A 17,592-nucleotide genomic window follows, 5' to 3' on the forward strand; every position below is an offset into this window, starting at 1 on the left:
GATCAGACCGGCGGCCGGTCCTGTTCCATGGCGGCGATCAGGCTCTTGGGGCGCATGTCGGTCCACGACTTCTCGATGTAGTCGAGGCAGTCCTGGCGGGCGGCCTTGCCGTGGACCACCTGCCAGCCGGCGGGTACGTCGACAAAAACCGGCCACAGCGAGTGCTGGCCCTCGTCGTTCACCAGGACCAGGTACTCGGCGTCGTTGTCCTCGAACGGGTTGGTCATGACAGACCCTTTCTCTTTGTCGCTGTCGCGATGGGCAGGTGTTGCAGGAGGTCACGAACCAGATCGCCGGCCGCGCCGACGAGGTAGAAGTGACCGCCGGGAAACGATCGGGCGCGGAACGTCGACCGGGTGGTCGCCGACCAGGCGCCGACGGCGTCCACGATGTCGGTGTCGTCGCTGCCGTGGTAGGCGGTCACCGGTACGTCGAGGGTCGATCGTTCGTCGGGCCGGTGCGCCGTGTAGCGGTCCAGGAGGCGGTAGTCGGCGCGGATGGCGGGCAGCACGAGGTCGCGTAACGCGGGGTCGCGCAGAACCGTGGCGTCGGTGCCGCCCAGTTCCAGCACCGCGTCGACCAGCTCGTCGTCGCCGGCCTCGGCCAGGCCGGGGCGGCGTTCCCGGCCGGGTCCGCCACGTCCGGAGACGAAGAGCGCGTCGGGTCCGACGCCGTGCCGCTCCCTCAGCCGGATGGACAACTCGTACGCGACGGACGCGCCCATGCTGTGCCCGAAGAAGGCCACGGTGGTGTCGAACAGCCCGGCGGATGCGGCGGCCAGCTCGTCGACCAGCTCCGCCATGGTCTGGGCCGGCTCGTCCAGGAACCGGGTCTCCCGCGCCGGATACTTCGCGGCCAGCACCTCGACCCCATCGGGCACCAGGACCGCCCAGGGGCGGAAGAAGTTCGCGGTGCCGCCGGCGTGCGGGAAACACACCAGCCGTACGGCGGGTGCGGGGTGTGGGCGCACGGCGCGGAAGCACAGGTCGGGCGTACCTCCCGCGCTCATCGGTTCTCCCCCCGCTCGGCGCGCGGACGCAACACGGGCCTGGCCCGGGTCGTCGGCAGGGCGTCGATCGCCTGCGCCAGACCGGCCACCGTGGGCGCCTCGAAGACGGTCCTGATCGTGACCTCGACACCCAGCTCGGCGCGGATCCGGGCGATGAGCCGGGTGACCAGCAGCGAGTGGCCGCCGAGGTCGAAGAAGTTGTCCTCGACGCCGACCCCGGTGACGCCGAGCACCTCGCCGAACAGTCGGCACAGGGCCGCCTCCCGTGGTGTCGACGGCGCCCGTGAGGCGGTGGTCGTCGAGGTGCGGTCCGGGACGGGCAGGGCGCGCCGGTCGAGTTTGCCGTTGACCGTGAGCGGCAGCGCGGCGAGCACCACCACCGCCGCGGGCACCATGTGGTCGGGCAGCGTCCGCGCCACGTGGGCGCGCACGGCCGCGGGGTCCGGGGCGACGTCCCCGCCCGGCACCACGTACGCGGTGATCCGTTTGTCGCCGGGTGCGTCCTCGCGCACCATGACCGCCGCCTGGCCCACGGCCCCGTGCCCGAGCACGGCCGCCTCGACCTCGCCGAGCTCGATCCGGAAGCCGCGCACCTTGACCTGCTCGTCGGTACGCCCCAGATAGACCAGCGTGCCGTCGGCACGACGCTTCACCAGGTCGCCGGTGCGGTACATCCGCTCTCCCGGCGCGCCGAACGGGTCCGCGACGAACCGTCCCGACGTCAGCGCGGGCCGGTTCAGGTAACCACGGGCCAGTCCGGCTCCGGACACGTACAACTCGCCGGGCACCTCCGGGGGCAGCACGCCGAGGTGCCGGTCCAGGACGTACGCGCGCAGGTCCGGGATGGGCACGCCGATCGGGCTCTCCGTCGGGCTCACGCTGTCCGGGTCGGCGCCGAGCGGGGCGTACGTGACGTGCACCGTGGTCTCGGTGATGCCGTACATGTTGACCAGCAGGGGCGGGCCGTCCGACCGCCGGGCGTACCAGTCCCGCAGCCGGGTGACATCGAGTGCTTCCCCGCCGAACACCACGTACCGGAGCTTGAGCGCGGTGGCGGATCCGCCGGCCCGCCTCCCCTCCTCCAGCAACTGGTAGAAGGCGGATGGCGTCTGGTTGAGCACGGTGACACCCTCCCGGGCCAGCAGACCCAGGAAGTCCCTCGGGGTACGTGCCACGTCGCGTGAGATCAGCACGAGGCGACCGCCGTGGAGCAGCGGGCCCCACAGCTCCCAGACCGAGAAGTCGAACGCGTACGAGTGGAACAACGACCAGACGTCGTCCGGGCCGAAGCCGAACCAGTGGTCGGTCGCGGCGAAGAGGCGGATGACGTTCCGGTGGGTGACGACGACGCCCTTGGGGCGGCCGGTGGAGCCGGAGGTGTAGATGACGTAGGCGGGATGGTCGGGTCGAAGTGGGGTGCGACGGTCGGCGTCGGTGAGGTCGCCGGCGTCCAGCCCGTGCAGCGCGTCGGGGTCGTCGACGCTCATGGTGCGGCCGGTGACGTTCTCTCCGAGGACGCCGGACGCGATGACGGAGCGCTGGGTGAGCACGGCCACCGGGGCGGCGTCGGCCAGCATGTACGCGATCCGCTCCGCCGGGTAGTCCGGATCGATCGGCAGGTAGGCACCACCCGCCTTCAGTACGGCCAGCAACGCGACGATGAGGTCCGGGGTGCGCGGCAGGGCGATCGCCACCGCCGTTTCCGGGCCGGTGCCGTGGGCGATCAGGTGTCGTGCCAGCCGGTTGGCGCGCGCGTTCAGCTCGGCGTACGTCAGTGGCCTTTCCGCACCGCTGACCGCGACGGCGTCGGGCATCGCGGCGGCGCGGGCCTCGAAGAGGTGCGGGAGCGTCGCGGACCCGGCGCTGTCCACCGGATTCGGGCCGGGGGCGAGGAGGTGGGCGCGTTCCGTCTCGGTCAGTGTCTGCAGACGGTGGAACGGCCGGTCGGTGCCGGGGGTTTCCAGCGCGTCGACCAGGCTCTCGGTGGTGGTCTGGAGCATGGCGCAGAGGGCGCTCGGGGACGCCGGGGTGGCGGCCTGGACGGTGATGGAGAAGCCCTCACCCAGGTCGTCGACCATGACGGTGATCGGATAGTTGGTCCGTTCCGTCACCTCGAGCACGGTGATGCCCTCGAGGCTGTCGGCGGCCTTGCCGGGGGTGCTGTGCCGATAGTTGAGCAGGGTGGTGAAGAGCGGCGTTCCGGCCGGTACGCCGCTGGCACGCTGGGCGACCGCGAGTGGGGCGTGTTCGTGGACCTGGAGATCGGCCAGTTGGTCGCGTACCGAGGTCAGTACCTGCGCAAGGCCGGCCGACCGGGTGTTGATCCGCAGGGGCAGGGTGTTGATGAACAGGCCGGGGGTTCGGCCGCCGCCGCTCATTCGTCCGAACAGGACGGTGCCGAAGACCACGTCGTCGCGGCCGGAGATGACCGACAGGACGCGCGACCAGACGGCGTGGAAGAGCGTTGCGGGGCTCATCCCGTGCCGGCCGGCCGCCGCGCGCAGTCGTGCCGCCAGTGCGGGCGGCAGCGGGACGGTCGTCTCGGTGACACCGCTGCCGTCGCTCCGTACGTCCAGCAGGCCGAACGGCGCGGTCGGTTCGTCCACGTCGCCGAGCAGGGAGGTGAAGTGCGCCTCGTGTTCTTCGCGCGGGACGCCGAGCAGGGCCTGTCCGACGAAGTCACGGAACGGCACCGGCACCGGCAGTTCGTCGCCCTGGCCGGCGATGAATGCCCGGACCTCGTTCAGCAGGACGTCCATCGCCGTGTGGTCCTGCACGATGTGGTGCATCCGGATCCGGACCTCGTGGCCGTCGACCTCGACCCGGATCAGCGGGGCCTGACTGAGGTCGATGGCGCCGCCGGACACCTCGATACGCGCGGTGCGTTGGACCACCTGGACCGGGGCCCGTAGCCCTTCCCAGAGGATCGCGGTGCGGAGGATCTCGTGCCGGTCGACCACCTGCTGCAACGCGGCCAGGAAGACATCGAGGCGGGCCTGGGAGTCGAAGCCGAGCCGGATCGGGAGGACGTAGACGTCGCCGGAGCCGGTCTCGCGGCTCATCAGGTGGTGGAAGAAGATGCCTTCCTGTAGGGGTGCGAGCGGGTAGATGTCGACGATGTTCGCCGCTCCGCCGGGGATCCGGCCGGCGATGAGGTCAATCTCGTCCTGGGTCAGGTCCGTCAGCGGGAACGCGCCGGGTGCCGGGGCGTCGAAGGCGGGGCGTGGCGGCACGACGACCGGTGGCCGGGCGTGACTGGCCGCCAGTCCGGCCGGGGTCGGGGTCAGGAAGATCGAACGTACGTCGACGGCGACGCCCCGGTCGCGCAGTTGCTGGACGAGGGTGACCGCCAGCAGGGAGTGCCCGCCGAGGGCGAAGAAGTCGTCGTCGGCACCGACCCGGTCAACCCCCAGGACCTCACCGAAGACCTCACAGACCAACGCCTCCCGAGCCGTCGCCGGAGCACGATAAACATCACCGGAAACAAACTCGGGCGCCGGCAACGCCGCCCGGTCGACCTTGCCGTTCACGGTCAGTGGCAGGGCGTCCAGCGACACGATCACCGCCGGCACCATGTAGTCCGGCAGGCGGGTGCGCAGGGCGGCGGGCTCGGCCGCGCCCACCACGTACGCGACGATCCGGTGCTCCCGGGCAACGGCCACCGCCTGCGCCACCCCGGGGAGCGCCAGCAGCGCCGCCTCGACCTCGCCCAGCTCGATCCGGTAGCCGCGCACCTTCACCTGGTCGTCGACACGGCCGAGGAACTCCAGATTCCCGTCCGCACGCCACCGGGCCAGGTCACCGGTGCGGTACAGCCGTCCGCCCCGCCCACCGAACGGGTCGGCCACGAACCGCTCCGCCGTCAACCCTGGCCGGTTCAGATACCCACGGGCCAGCTGGGCGCCGGCGACGTACAGCTCCCCGGCGACGCCCACCGGCACCGGCCGCAACCCTGCGTCCAACACGTACAAACGGGTGTTCCACACCGGCCGACCGATCGGCACCGCGCCCTCGTCATCACCGATTCGGTAATCAGCGACCGCGACGGTGGTCTCGGTCGGGCCATAGCTGTTGAGCACGTCGACCCGGTGCCGCCACGGCCCCAGTTGGCTGCTGTGCAGCGCCTCACCACCGATCATCAGCAGCTCGGACGGAACGTCGCCGAGCATCGGCAGATGTGCCGGCGTCACCTTCAGAGAGGTCAGGTCGGCAGCCGAGCCGACGTCGCCCAGCACGACCTGACCACCACGGGCAAGCGTTCCGAAGATCGAGGTGACCGTGGTGTCGAAGGCCGGCGAGGCGTGAAACAGCACCCGGCCGTCCAAGCCGGGATAGACCTCGGCCACCCGGGCGACGTAGTTCACCAGTCCCCGGTGGGTGACCACCACACCCTTCGGCCGCCCGGTCGATCCGGAGGTGTAGATGACGTACGCCGCATGATCTGGCGACACGGTCCGCCCGAGATCGGATCCCGGCCCCGTCGCCTCGGCCAGCATCTCGGCCGTGATCACCACGGACACCTCGGCGTCCGCCAACATGGCATCGATCCGATCGGCGGGATGGTCGAGATCGATCGGCAGATAGGCGCCACCAGCCTTGAGCACCGCGAGAAACGCGACCACCAGATCGGGCGAGCGCGGTAGCGCGACGGCCACCAGCGACTCCGGACCCACACCACGACCGACGAGCAACCGCGCGAGCCGGTTCGCCCTTGCGTTCAGGTCCCGGTAGGAAAGCGCGCCCACCGCTGGCGCATCCGGCGCCGCCGCCACCCGCGCCTCGAACAGGTCCACCACCGTGGCGGCGGGCACCTCGTGATCGGTGTCGTTCCAGCCGTGCAGAACCAGCTCACGTTCGCCGCTGTCCAGGACGTCGACCCCGCTCACCACCGTGTCCGGGTCCTCCACCACCGAGGTCAACACCCGCACGAACCGCCGCGCCAACACCTCCACATCCCCGGCGTCGAACAGATCCGTCGCATACACGATCCGGCCCCGTGACTCGGCGAACTCGAACGACAGATCGAACTTCGCCGGGATCACACCGACCTCGTCAAGCGGCACCGCCGTGACCTCGACCCCCGGAATCACCAACACCGGCTCCGGCGTGTTCTGCACCGACAGCATCACCTGGAAGAGCGGATGACGGGCCGTCGACCGGACCGGCGCCAACTCCTCCACCAACCGCTCGAACGGCACCTCCTGATGCGCGTACGCACCCAGCACCGTCTCACGAACCCGACCCAACACCTGCGCGAACGTCGGATCACCGGACACATCGGTCCGCACCACCAGCGTGTTGACAAAAAAGCCAACCAAACCATCCAACGCCTCGTCCGTACGCCCAGCGATCGGCGTACCCACCACGACATCCGTACCCGCACCCAACCGCGACAACAACACCGCCAACACACCATGGAGAACCATGAACTGCGTGACGCCGTGGGTCTGCGCGAGCTGACGCAGCCGGTCGTGCAGCTCCTCGCCGAGGTCAAGCGTGAGTACGCCGCCCCGATGCGAGGCGACCGGCGGACGCGGTCGGGCGAACGGCAGCCTCAGCTCCTCCGGCAGACCCGCCAGGGCGGTACGCCAGTAGGCGAGCTGACCGTCGTCGGCGGCGAGCAGCTCACGTTGCCAGAGCGCGTAGTCCGCGTACTGCACCGGCAACGGCTCCCACTCAGGGGCAGCACCGGCCAGCCGGGCCCGGTACGCGATCGAGACGTCACGGGCGAGCGGCGCCCACGACCAGCCGTCACCGGCGATGTGGTGCAGCACGAGGACGAGCACGTCGTCGAAGAGCCAGGCGCGCAGCGGCGCCTCACGCGCAAGGTCGAAGGTGTACCCGACGGCGGAGCGCGGATCCCCCTCGCTCGACAGGCGTACCAGGCTCGGATCCGGCGGGAGGATCACCTGATGCGGCTCCCCGCCCGTGGTGGCGAAGACCGTACGGAGCACCTCGTGCCGGGCCATCACGTCGGCCAGCGCCGAGGCGAGCACACTGCGGTCCACGGTGCTGGTGAGGCGCAGCACCACCGGAATGTTGTACGTGGCGCCGGGTCCCTCCAGTTGGCTCAGGAACCAGAGCCGTCGCTGCGCGTACGAGAGGGGCAGCAGTTCCGGGCGATCCCGTACGGTGAGGGCGGCACGGGATGGTGCCGCCCCGGTCAGCCGCGCGGCGAGCGCCGCCACGGTCGGGGCGTCGAAGACAGCACGTACGGTCAGTTCGACGCCCATGGTGGCACGGATGCGGCTGACCAGCCGGGTCGCGAGCAGTGAATGCCCGCCCAGGTCGAAGAAGTTGTCGTCGACGCCGACGTCGTCGACGCCGAGCACCACGGCGAACGCCTGACACAACAACTCTTCCTCGACCGTCACCGGGGCACGACGGGCCACGACAGCCGTGTGGTCCGGCGCCGGCAACGCCCTGCGGTCGAGTTTGCCGTTCACGGTCATCGGCAGGGCGTCCAGCGGCACGAACGCCGACGGCACCATGTACTCGGGCAGGACCCGGCCGAGAGCGCTCCGCAACGCGGTCGTGTCCATCGGGCCCTCGGGCACCAGATAGGCGACGATCCGCTGGTCCCCCGGTACGTCCTCGCGGACGATGACGGCGCTCTGGCGTACGCCCTGCTCCGCCCTCAGGGCGGCCTCGATCTCGGCCGGTTCGATGCGGAACCCGCGCACCTTCACCTGGTCGTCGGTGCGGCCCTGGTAGATCAGTTCGCCCTGCGGTGACCAGCGGACCACGTCGCCGGTTCGGTACATCCGCTCGCCGGCCGGGCCGAACGGGTCCGCGACGAACCGTTCCGCCGTCAGGTCGGCACGGTTCAGATAACCACGGGCCAGTTGCACGCCGGCCAGGTACAGCTCGCCCGCGACGCCCGGGGGAACCGGCCGCAGCCGGGAGTCCAGGACGTACACGCGGGTGTTCCACACCGGGCGGCCGATCGGCACCTCCGCCGGCGTGGTGCCCGGCTCGGCGGTCCACGCCGTGACGTCGATCGACGCCTCGGTCGGCCCGTACAGGTTGTGCAACGTCGCGGGCAGCAGCTCGCGGAAGCGCGCGTGCAGGTCGGCCGGCAGGGTCTCGCCGCTGCAGATGACGGCCCGGAGAGCGGCGCACCCGGACGCGGCCGGTTCCTCGAGGAAGGTCCGCAGCATCGACGGCACGAAGTGCGTGACGGTCACGCCTTCCCGCCGGATCAGATCAGCCAGGTACGCGGGGTCCTGATGACCGTCGGGCCGGGCCACGACCAGGGTGGCGCCGTGCAGCAGCGGCCAGAAGAACTCCCACACGGAGACGTCGAACCCGAACGGGGTCTTCTGCAGCACCCGGTCGGCGGGCGTCAGCCGGTAGGCGTGCTGCATCCAGGCCAGCCGGTTGACCAGGCCACGGTGGTCCACGAGGACGCCCTTCGGGCGGCCGGTGGATCCGGAGGTGTAGATGGCGTACGCCGGGTGTCGCGGATGCAGCGGCTCCCGCCGGTCGGCGTCGACGACGTCGGCCGTGGACCCGGACCCGTCGGTGCCGAGCGTTTCCGCGGTGACCACGAAGACCGGACGGGCGTCCGCGATGAGGTACCCGACGCGCTCGGCGGGCAGGGACAGGTCGATCGGCAGGTAGGCGGCGCCCGTCTTGACCACCGCCAGCAGCGCGACGACCAGGTCCGCGGAGCGCTCCAGCAAAACACCGACAAGCTTCTCAGGCCCCGCACCCCGCGCGATCAGGTGCCGGGCGAGCCGGTTCGCACGGGCGTTCAGTTCCGCGTACGTGAGATCGGTGCCCTCGTAACGGACCGCGATCGCGTCCGGGGTGACCGCCGCCCGGGCCCCGATGAGATCGGGCAGTACGGCCGGCGGCACCTCGGCCACGGTGTCGTTCCACTCCGCCAGCACCTTGCGCCGCTCGTCCGCGCCGAGCACGTCCACGTCGCCGAGGTCGCCGGCGTCGGTTTCCAGGGCGCTCACGATCTCGCCCATGGCGGCGTCCACCATCGCGCACACCGCGCGCGGGTCGATGGAGGCGGCCGTCTGGGCGCTCAGCACGAAGTCGGTGCCGGTGTCGTCCACCGACAGGGTCAGCGGGTAGTTGGTCGCGCCGCCGTGGTGCACGATCTCGACGCCGTCCAGCAGGGCGTCGCCGGCCCGCTCCGGGGCGGGATTGTGCCGGTAGTTGAGGATCGTGCTGAACAGCGGATTCGTCGGTGGGATCCGGCTCGCCTGCTGCGCCACGGACAGCGGCGCGTGCTCGTGCCGGAGGAGATCGGCGAGCTGGTCGCGCATCTCGGTCACCGCCTGCGCCACGGTGGCCGCACCGACCCGCGCGCGTACGGGAAGGGTGTTGATGAAGAGCCCGGGGACGCGGTCGGCGCCCGCGCCGGCCTGCATCCGACCGAACAGCACCGTCCCGAACACCACGTCGTCGCGGCCGGCGAGGACGGCGATCACCCGCGCCCACATCACGTGGAAGAGCGTCGCGGGGCTGATTCCACCGGCGCGCGCCCGGTCGCGCAGCCGCTCGGCGAGCCGCCGGTCGAGCCGGTGGGTCGCCTGCCGGACGTCGCTGCCGTCTGCCCGGGCTTCGAGGAGGCCGTACGGGGCGGTCGGTTCGGTCACGTCGGCCAGCAGCGCGGCGAAGTGCCGCTGGTGCTCCTCCCGCGCCACACCCAGGCGGGCCTGGGCGACGAAGTCGCGGAACGGCAGCGGCGGGGGCAGCCGGTCGGCGCCACCGTCCAGGACGGCGCGCACCTCCCCCAGCACCACGTCCAGGCCCGTCCGGTCCTGGATCAGGTGGTGGATCCGGAGCAGCGCGAGGACCCGCCCCGAGCCGGAATCGGCGGCCACGGTGACGCGCAGCAGCGGCGCCACGCCGAGGTCCATGGTCGTGTCGAATGACGCCGGCAGCCGGTCCACCTCCGCCACCGGGATCCGCGCTTCGCGGAGCACCACCTGGACGGGCTCCCGCAGGCCCTCCCAGACGACCGCCGTCCGGAAGATGTCGTGCCGGTCGACGACCCTCTGGAGGGCGGACAGGAACCCGTCGAGGCGCCCACGGGTGTCGAAGGACAGGACGACCGGCATCACGTAGGCGTCCGTGCCGCCAGCGCTCATCAGGTGGTGGAAGAAGATGCCCTCCTGTAGCGGGGCCAGCGGATAGACGTCCGCGACGTTCGCCGCCCCGCCCGGTACCCGCGCCACGATCCGGGCGATCTCGTCCTCGCCGAGGTCCACCAGCGGCAGCAGGTCCGGGGTGATCCGCCGTGCTCCGGCCGGGATCAGGTTGGGCGGGACCGCCACCTCGTCGCGTGCCACCACGGCGGCGAGTCCCGCCACGGTCGGGGTGGCGAACAGCGCTCGTACGTCCACCGGCAGCCCGCGCAGCCGTAGCCGTTCGATGAGCCGGACCGCCAGCAGCGAGTGACCGCCGAGCTCGAAGAAGTTGTCGTCGACGCCGACCCGGTCGAGGCCGAGGACGTCGGCGAACGCCTGGCAGAGCACCTCCTCGCGGGCGGTGGTCGGCGCGCGGTGGGTGGCTACCGCCGTGTATCCGGGCGCGGGCAGGGCAGCGCGGTCGAGTTTGCCGTTCACCGTCAGCGGCAGCTCGTCGAGCACGACCACGGCGGCCGGCACCATGTGGTCCGGCAGCGCCAGCGCGGCCTGTGAGCGTACCGAGGCACCGTCCACGGCCGCCCCGGGAGCCGGCACGACGTAGGCGACCAGCCGCCGGTCGCCGGGGAGGTCCTCACGGACCACGACCGCCACCCGCCCGACCGACGGATGCGCCGCGACCACGGCCTCGACCTCGCCCGGCTCGATGCGGAAGCCCCGGATCTTCACCTGGTCGTCCGTGCGCCCCAGGAACTCGAGGCGGCCTTCGTCGTCCCACCGGGCCAGATCGCCGGTGCGGTACATCCGTTCGCCGGCCGCACCGAACGGGCAGGCCACGAAGCGTTGCGCGGTCAGGGCCGGCCGGCCCAGGTAGCCTCGGGCCAGTCCGGCGCCGGCCAGGTAGAGCTCACCGGGGACATGCGGCGGCACCGGCCGCAGCGACGCGTCGAGCAGATAGACCCGACTGCCCGAGATCGGGCCGCCGATCGGCGTCAGGCTCTCCGGCCGTACGGTGTGCGCCGTCGAGATCACCGTGTTCTCGGTCGGCCCGTACGCGTTGACCAGTCGCACCCCGGGCACCTCGTCGAGCACGCGTCGGCAGTGTTCGGCCGAGAGCGCGTCCCCACCCGCGAGCAGCGTGCGCAGACCGCGTAGCGCGGTGATGTCGGTGTCCACGACCTCGTGGAACAACCCGGCGATCAGCAGCAGTGTCGTCACGTCGAACGCGGCGATGAGGTCGCGCAGCGCGGCACCGGAGAGCACCCGCTGCGGGGTGACGGCGAGCGCGGCACCGTTGAGCAGCGCCGCCCAGACCTCGAACGCGGCGGCGTCGAACGAGGTCGAGGAGAGCTGGCCGATCACGTCGTGCGGGCCGATGTCGAGATAGTTGGTGTCGCGGACCAGCCGGCTGATCGCCCGCTGCGGTACGAGCACGCCCTTGGGGCGCCCGGTGGAGCCCGACGTGTAGATGACGTACGCGGGATGGTCGGGCAGCAGCGGACCGGTCCGGTCGGCACCGGTCAGGTCGGTCGGGGCGAGGCCCGCGCAGGCCGCGACCGTCGCCGGATCGTCGACGAGGACACGCGCCACGTCCGACACGCCGATCCTGCCGGCCAGCGCCCGGGAGGTCAGGAGCACGGCGGGCCGGGCGTCACCGAGCATGTAGTCGATCCGGTCCGCCGGGTAGTCGGGGTCGATCGGAAGGTAGGCGCCGCCGGCCTTGAGCACCGCGAGCAGCGCGACGACCTGCTCGGGTGACCGGGGCAGCGCGATCGCGACCAGCGACTCCGGGCCGACCCCGAGCGGGACCAGCAGCCGGGCCAGCCGGTTCGCCCGTGTGTTCAGGTCGGCGTAGGTCAGCCGGCCGCCCGGGAACAGGACCGCCGCCGCTTCCGGGGTGGTCGCCGCCAGGGCTTCGAACCGCTCCGGAACGGTCATCTCCGGGAGGGTCTGCGCGGTGTCGTTCCAGTGGTGCAGGATGCGGTCGAGATCGGCGGCGGTAAGGCTGTCGACGTGCTGGAACGGCCGATCCGTGGCGTGCGCTTCGAGCGTGGCGACCAGGCTTTCCGTGGCGATGCCGAGCATGGCACCGAGCGCTTCCGGGGTTGCCGGGGCGGTGGCCTGGACGGTGATCGAGAAGTCCGCGCCCAGGTCGTCGACGGTTACCGTGACCGGGTAGTTGCTGCGCTCCCGGACGTGCAGCAGGGTGACGCCGTCGAGACCGGCGGTCGCGGCGCCGGGGGTGCTGTGCCGGTAGTTGAGCAGGGTGGTGAAGAGCGGGGTCCCGGCCGGGACGCCGCTGGCGCGTTGCGCGACCGCGAGCGGTGCGTGTTCGTGGGCCTGCAGATCAGCCAACCGCCCCTGTACGGCCGAGAGCACCTGCGCGACCGTGGCGGCGTGGGTGTCGACCCGCAGCGGCAACGTGTTGATGAACAGGCCGGGAACCTCCCCGCCGCCGCCCATGCGACCGAACAGGACCGTGCCGAACACCACGTCGGTGCGGCCGGAGATCACCGACAGGACCCGCGCCCATCCGGTGTGGAACAGCGTCGCCGGGCTGATCCGCTGCCGGCGGGCCACCTTCCGCAGCCGGGCCGCCAGCGCCGGTGACAACGGGATCGTCGCCTCGGTGACGCCGCTGCCGTCGCCCTGGACATTCATCAGGCCGTACGGCGCGGTCGGCTCCGTCAGGTCGCCGAGAAGCGTGTTGAAGTACGCCTCGTGCTCCTCACGGGAGACGTCGAGCAGGGCCCGGCCGACAAAATCGCGAAACGGCACCGGTTCCGGCAGTTCGTCGCCGCGACCGGCGACGATGGCGCGGACCTCGTTCAGCAGCACGTCGAGGGCGGTGTGGTCCTGGACGATGTGGTGGATCCGGATCAGGGCCCGGTTGCCGGTGACGCGCACCCGGATCAGCGGGGCCTCGCTGAGGTCGATGTCGATGTCGATGTCGCGGTCGGACACCTCGATCCGCGCGGCGCGCTGGACCACCTGGACCGGCCCGCGCAGGCCATCCCAGACGATCGCCGTGCGCAGGATCTCGTGCCGGTCCACCACCTTCTGCAATGCGCCGAGAAAGTCGTCGAGCCGTTCCCGCGAGTCGAAACGCAGCTCCGCCGGCAGCACGTAGACGTCGTCGGAGCCGTTCCTGCGGCTCATCAGGTGGTGGAAGAAGATCCCCTCCTGCAACGGCGCCAGCGGATAGATGTCGACGATGTTCGCGGCCCCGCCCGGGACCCGAACGACAATCTGGTCGATCTCCTCCTGGGTCAGCTCGGCCAGCGGAAACGCCTCGGGGGTGGGCACCACGAACTCCCGCCGGGACGGCACCACGACCTCCGCCCGGGCCGGGCCGACCGCCAGCCCGGACGGGGTGGGCGTACGGAAGATCTCGCGGACGTCGATCGCGAGACCCTGCTCGCGCAGGCGTTGGACCAGCGTCACCGCCAGCAGCGAATGCCCGCCCAGCGCGAAGAAGTCGTCGTCCACGCCGACCCGCTCGACGCCGAGCACGTCAGCGAACGCCCGGCAGACCAGAGCCTCCCTGGCCGTGACGGGGGCCCGGTAGACATCGCCGGACACGAACTCGGGCGCGGGCAGCGCCTTCCGGTCCACCTTGCCGTTGACGGTGAGCGGCAGTGCGTCGAGGACGACGACCGCCGCCGGGATCATGAACTCCGGCAGGCGCGCCCGCAACACCTCGATATCGGCGGAACCGACCACGTAGGCGACGATCCGCCCGTCCCGCGCGATCACCGCCGCCTGCGCGACGTCGGGAAGGGCCAGCAGGGCCGACTCGATCTCGCCCGGCTCGATCCGGTAACCGCGCACCTTCACCTGGTCGTCGGTACGGCCGACGAACTGCAGATTTCCGTCGCCGCGCCACTTCACCAGGTCGCCGGTGCGGTACAGCCGTTCTCCCGGTCCGCCGAAGGGGTCCGCCACGAAGCGTTCCGCCGTCAGCGCGGGCCGGTTCAGGTAGCCGCGAGCCAGTTGCGCGCCGGCGACGTACAGCTCGCCGGCGACCCCCACCGGCACTGGCCGCAGGCCCGCGTCCAGGACGTAGAGGCGGGTGTTCCACACGGGCCGGCCGATCGGAACGGGGCCCTCGTCGTCGGTGAGCGGATAGTCGGCGCACGCGACGGTCGTCTCGGTCGGGCCGTAGCTGTTGATCACCTCGACCTTGTGCCGCCACCCTCCCAGTTGCTCGCTGTGGAGGGCCTCACCTCCGACCATGAGCAGCTCGGACGGGCAGTCGGTCAGCATCGAGAGATGCCCCGGCGTGACTTTCACGAACGAGAGGTCATCGGCCGATTCCACGTCGCCGACGATGACGTGGCCGCCGGATACCAGTGTGCCGAAGATGGAGGTCACGCTCGTGTCGAACGCGGCCGAGGCATGGAACAGAACACGTCCGGTGAGGCCCGGATACACCTCTTTCGAACGCGCCACATAATTGACCATTCCCCGGTGTGTGACCACCACCCCCTTGGGCCGGCCGGTCGAGCCCGAGGTGTATATGACGTACGCCGGGTGGTCCGGTGTCACTGCTCTGCCGAAGTCGGATTCCGATCCGGTCGCCTCGGCCAGGATCTCGGCCGTGAGAACCACGGACACGGCGGCGTCCGCCACCATGAAATCGATTCGGTCGGCGGGATGGCCGAGGTCGAGCGGCAGATAGGCACCGCCGGCCTTCAGCACCGCGAGAAACGCGACGATGAGGTCGGCGGAGCGTGGCAGTGCGACCGCCACCAGCGATTCCGGGCCGACACCACGGTCGACGAGCAGGCGCGCGAGCTGGTTCGCCTTCGCGTTCACCTCCCGATAGGAGAGCGCGTCCAGCGCGGGCGCGTCCGGTGTGGCCGCCACCTGTGCCTCGAACAGGTCCGCCACGGTCGCGGCGGGGACCTCGTGGGCGGTGTCGTTCCAGGCGTGCAGGATCAGCTCGCGCTCCGCGTCGTCGAGTAACTCGAAGTGCTCGATGCGGTCCCCGGTCGCGGCGTGACCGAGCCAGTCCAGCGCGGCCAGGAAGTTCGCGCTCCGGCGGCTGATCGCTTCCTCGTCGTACAGGTCGGGATTGGCGTCGGCGACGACGCTCATCCCGCCGGACGCCGACCGGTCGTAGACGGAGACGGAGAAGTCGTTGAAGTGCAGACCGGCGATGTTGTACGCGGTGCTGGCGGCGCTGCCGAAGGTCAGGTCGTAGTCGAACGACATGACGTTGATCAGCAGGGAGTAGAGGTTGCCCCGCCCGATCAGGCGCAGGTCGCGCAGCATGTCCTCGGTCCGGTAACGCTGGTGCCGCAAGGCTCCCCGGATCGCCTGCGAGGTCTGTTTCACCAGCTCGGCGGCGGTGGTGCCGGGGCGTACGGTCAGCCGGACGGGCAGCACGTTGGCGGTCATGCCGGGAACGGCCCGGAGCAGGCTGCCGACGCGGCCGATGACCGGCAGGCCGATGACGACATCCCTCGTGCCCGTCGCGCGGTGTAGGCAGAGCGCCCCGGCCGCCACGGCCAGGACGGTGAGGCTGGTGCCGTACCGCCGGGCCGACGACCGGCGCAGCCGCGCGATGTCCGGCGCCAGGTCCCGCGTACGGCGAATGAGCCGGTGGGGCGTCGCGCCGGGTCGCCGGCCGCTGAGACTCACCGGTGCCGGAAGGTCGGCGAGCACCTCGGCCCAGTACGCACGGTCGGCCTCGAAGTCCGCCGACGCGCGGTAGGCGGCGTCGGCGTCCATCAGGACGGTCACCGACGGCGGCGCCGGGGCCGGCGGGTCCTCGCCAGCGGTCAGCGCGGTGTAGGTCTCGGCGACGCGAGCGGCCACCAGCGAGCCGCCGAAGCCGTCGCCGATGATGTGGTGGGTTCGCTGGTACCAGAGATGACGCTCGTCGGCGACCTTGAGCAACGCGAGCGTGAACAGGTCCCCGCCGTGCGGTGAGACCGGCCGGGCCGCGTCTGCCCGCATCCACGCGATCGCGGCCGCATGGGCGTCATCGGCACCGCACATATCGACGATCCGGAATTCCCAGTCGTCCGAATCATCGAAGCGGACAACTGGAAGGCCGTTGGCGTCCTCGTCGAAGCGCAGGTGGAACGCGTCGACCTCGGAAACGACTTTGCGGACAGCTGTTTCGAACAGCGCGCTGTCGATGACACCGTGAATGTCGACGTACTCGGCAATATTGAAGACCGGGTTGTCCGGCTGGAGCCGCTGAGCGTGCCAAATACCAAGCTGACCCGCCATGGGCCGCCTGTAGTCGTCGCCAAACCCGGGCATTCATGCGTCCCTTGAATCGTCGATGTACGCGAAGCGCGCCCGGGATTCTCCCATCGCGGAGACCCGCCATCGGAGACGGCAGGTGAAGAAACAATAAGGAATCAGCAAACACCCGGAAGGTTCATCGACGGCGACTTGTTTCGCGTCACCGGCCTCCGATGTGGACGGTACTCGGCGGCCGGGACATCACCGCCCGGAACAGCCCGGCGAGCACCAGCCCGGCCACCACCATGGCCACCGTCCGCGGATCCGCCGCTCGCGGCAGGGCGTGTTCAGGGGGCGGTCTGGCCGACGGGTTCGGGGACCAGGGCGGTCAACTCGGCGACCTCGGCGTCGGTGAGTCGGATGCGCATGGCGGCGACGTTCTCCCGTAGATGGCCCAGGCTCGTCGTGCCCGGAATCGGGAGCATCGCCGGGGACCGGTGCAGCAGCCAGGCGAGGGCGATCTGCTGGGGCGTGGCCTCGTACCTGGTGGCAAGCGGCGCAAGTGTGCGGGCGACCTGGTCGGCGTTCTCCCCGCCGTCGCGGAGGCTGACCGGGTGCCACGGGGAGAAGACGGCGCCGGACTGTTCCGCTGCGGCGAGGAGGCCCGCCCCGGTGCGGTTGCCGATGTTGTACAGCGCGGTCACCGCGGCGATGTCGGCGATCGAGCGGGCGACGTCGAACTGCTCGGTGGTCACGTTCGACAGACCGATGTGCCGGATGTACCCCTCGTCCTGCATCTTCTTCAGCTCACCGACCTGGTCCTCGAACGGGGCATCCGTGGCGTAGCCGCTGTGCAGGTAGTAGAGGTCGAACCGGTCCAGGCCGAGGCGCCGCAGGCTTGTCACGGCAGCCTGCCGGAGGTATTTCGGGTTGCCCACCGAGCCGAGGGTGGAATAGTCGTATCCGCCCCGGACGAATCCGCCTTTGCTGGCGATGGTCAGGCCCTCCGGGTACGGGTGCAGCGCCTCACGGATGAGGAGTTCGTTCGTGTGCGGCCCGTAGACGTCGGCCGTGTCGATGAAGGTCACCCCCTCGTCGAGGAGGGCGCGCAGCAGCGCGACCCCGCCGTCGTGGTCGGGATACGGCCCCCATACCTGCTTGCCGGTGAGCTGCATCGCGCCGAAACCGACGCGGCCGACCTGAAGGTCGCCCCCGATCGTGATCGTGGCCGGGGAGGGGGTGGGCTGCGGTGTCATGTCATCTCGCTTCAGCTTG

General features: G+C 70.9%; 4 protein-coding genes. All 4 read right to left on the bottom strand.

Annotated features, from left to right (window positions below; all coding sequences use genetic code 11):
* Positions 1–2 precede the first annotated feature (2 nt).
* A complete protein-coding gene (locus BDK92_RS03475; protein WP_121154517.1) occupies positions 3–227 on the bottom strand; it encodes an MbtH family protein in 225 nt (74 codons plus the stop codon).
* Positions 224–1,009 carry a thioesterase II family protein gene (locus BDK92_RS03480; protein WP_121154519.1) on the bottom strand — a complete coding sequence of 262 codons (786 nt, stop codon included), beginning with the start codon at positions 1,007–1,009 and terminating at the stop codon, positions 224–226. Before BDK92_RS03480 ends, BDK92_RS03475 begins: the two co-directional genes overlap by 4 nt.
* Complete coding sequence (locus tag BDK92_RS03485) at positions 1,006–16,392, bottom strand: non-ribosomal peptide synthetase (RefSeq protein ID WP_121154521.1); 15,387 nt, start codon at positions 16,390–16,392, stop codon at positions 1,006–1,008. The genes BDK92_RS03480 and BDK92_RS03485 overlap by 4 nt, the downstream gene beginning before the upstream one ends.
* A 272-nt stretch (positions 16,393–16,664) precedes the next feature.
* On the bottom strand, positions 16,665–17,573 hold the full coding sequence (locus BDK92_RS03490; protein ID WP_121154523.1) for an aldo/keto reductase: 909 nt from the start codon (positions 17,571–17,573) through the stop codon (positions 16,665–16,667).
* Between the last annotated feature and the right edge of the window lie 19 nt (positions 17,574–17,592).

The organism is Micromonospora pisi (assembly GCF_003633685.1).
Lineage (GTDB): Bacteria > Actinomycetota > Actinomycetes > Mycobacteriales > Micromonosporaceae > Micromonospora_G > Micromonospora_G pisi.

Bases quoted from the DNA above. Each gene is read 5' to 3' on its own strand.
- BDK92_RS03475 (WP_121154517.1), bottom strand. From the start codon at position 227: ATGACCAACCCGTTCGAGGACAACGACGCCGAGTACCTGGTCCTGGTG.
- BDK92_RS03480 (WP_121154519.1), bottom strand. From the start codon at position 1,009: ATGAGCGCGGGAGGTACGCCCGACCTGTGCTTCCGCGCCGTGCGCCCA.
- BDK92_RS03485 (WP_121154521.1), bottom strand. From the start codon at position 16,392: ATGCCCGGGTTTGGCGACGACTACAGGCGGCCCATGGCGGGTCAGCTT.
- BDK92_RS03490 (WP_121154523.1), bottom strand. From the start codon at position 17,573: ATGACACCGCAGCCCACCCCCTCCCCGGCCACGATCACGATCGGGGGC.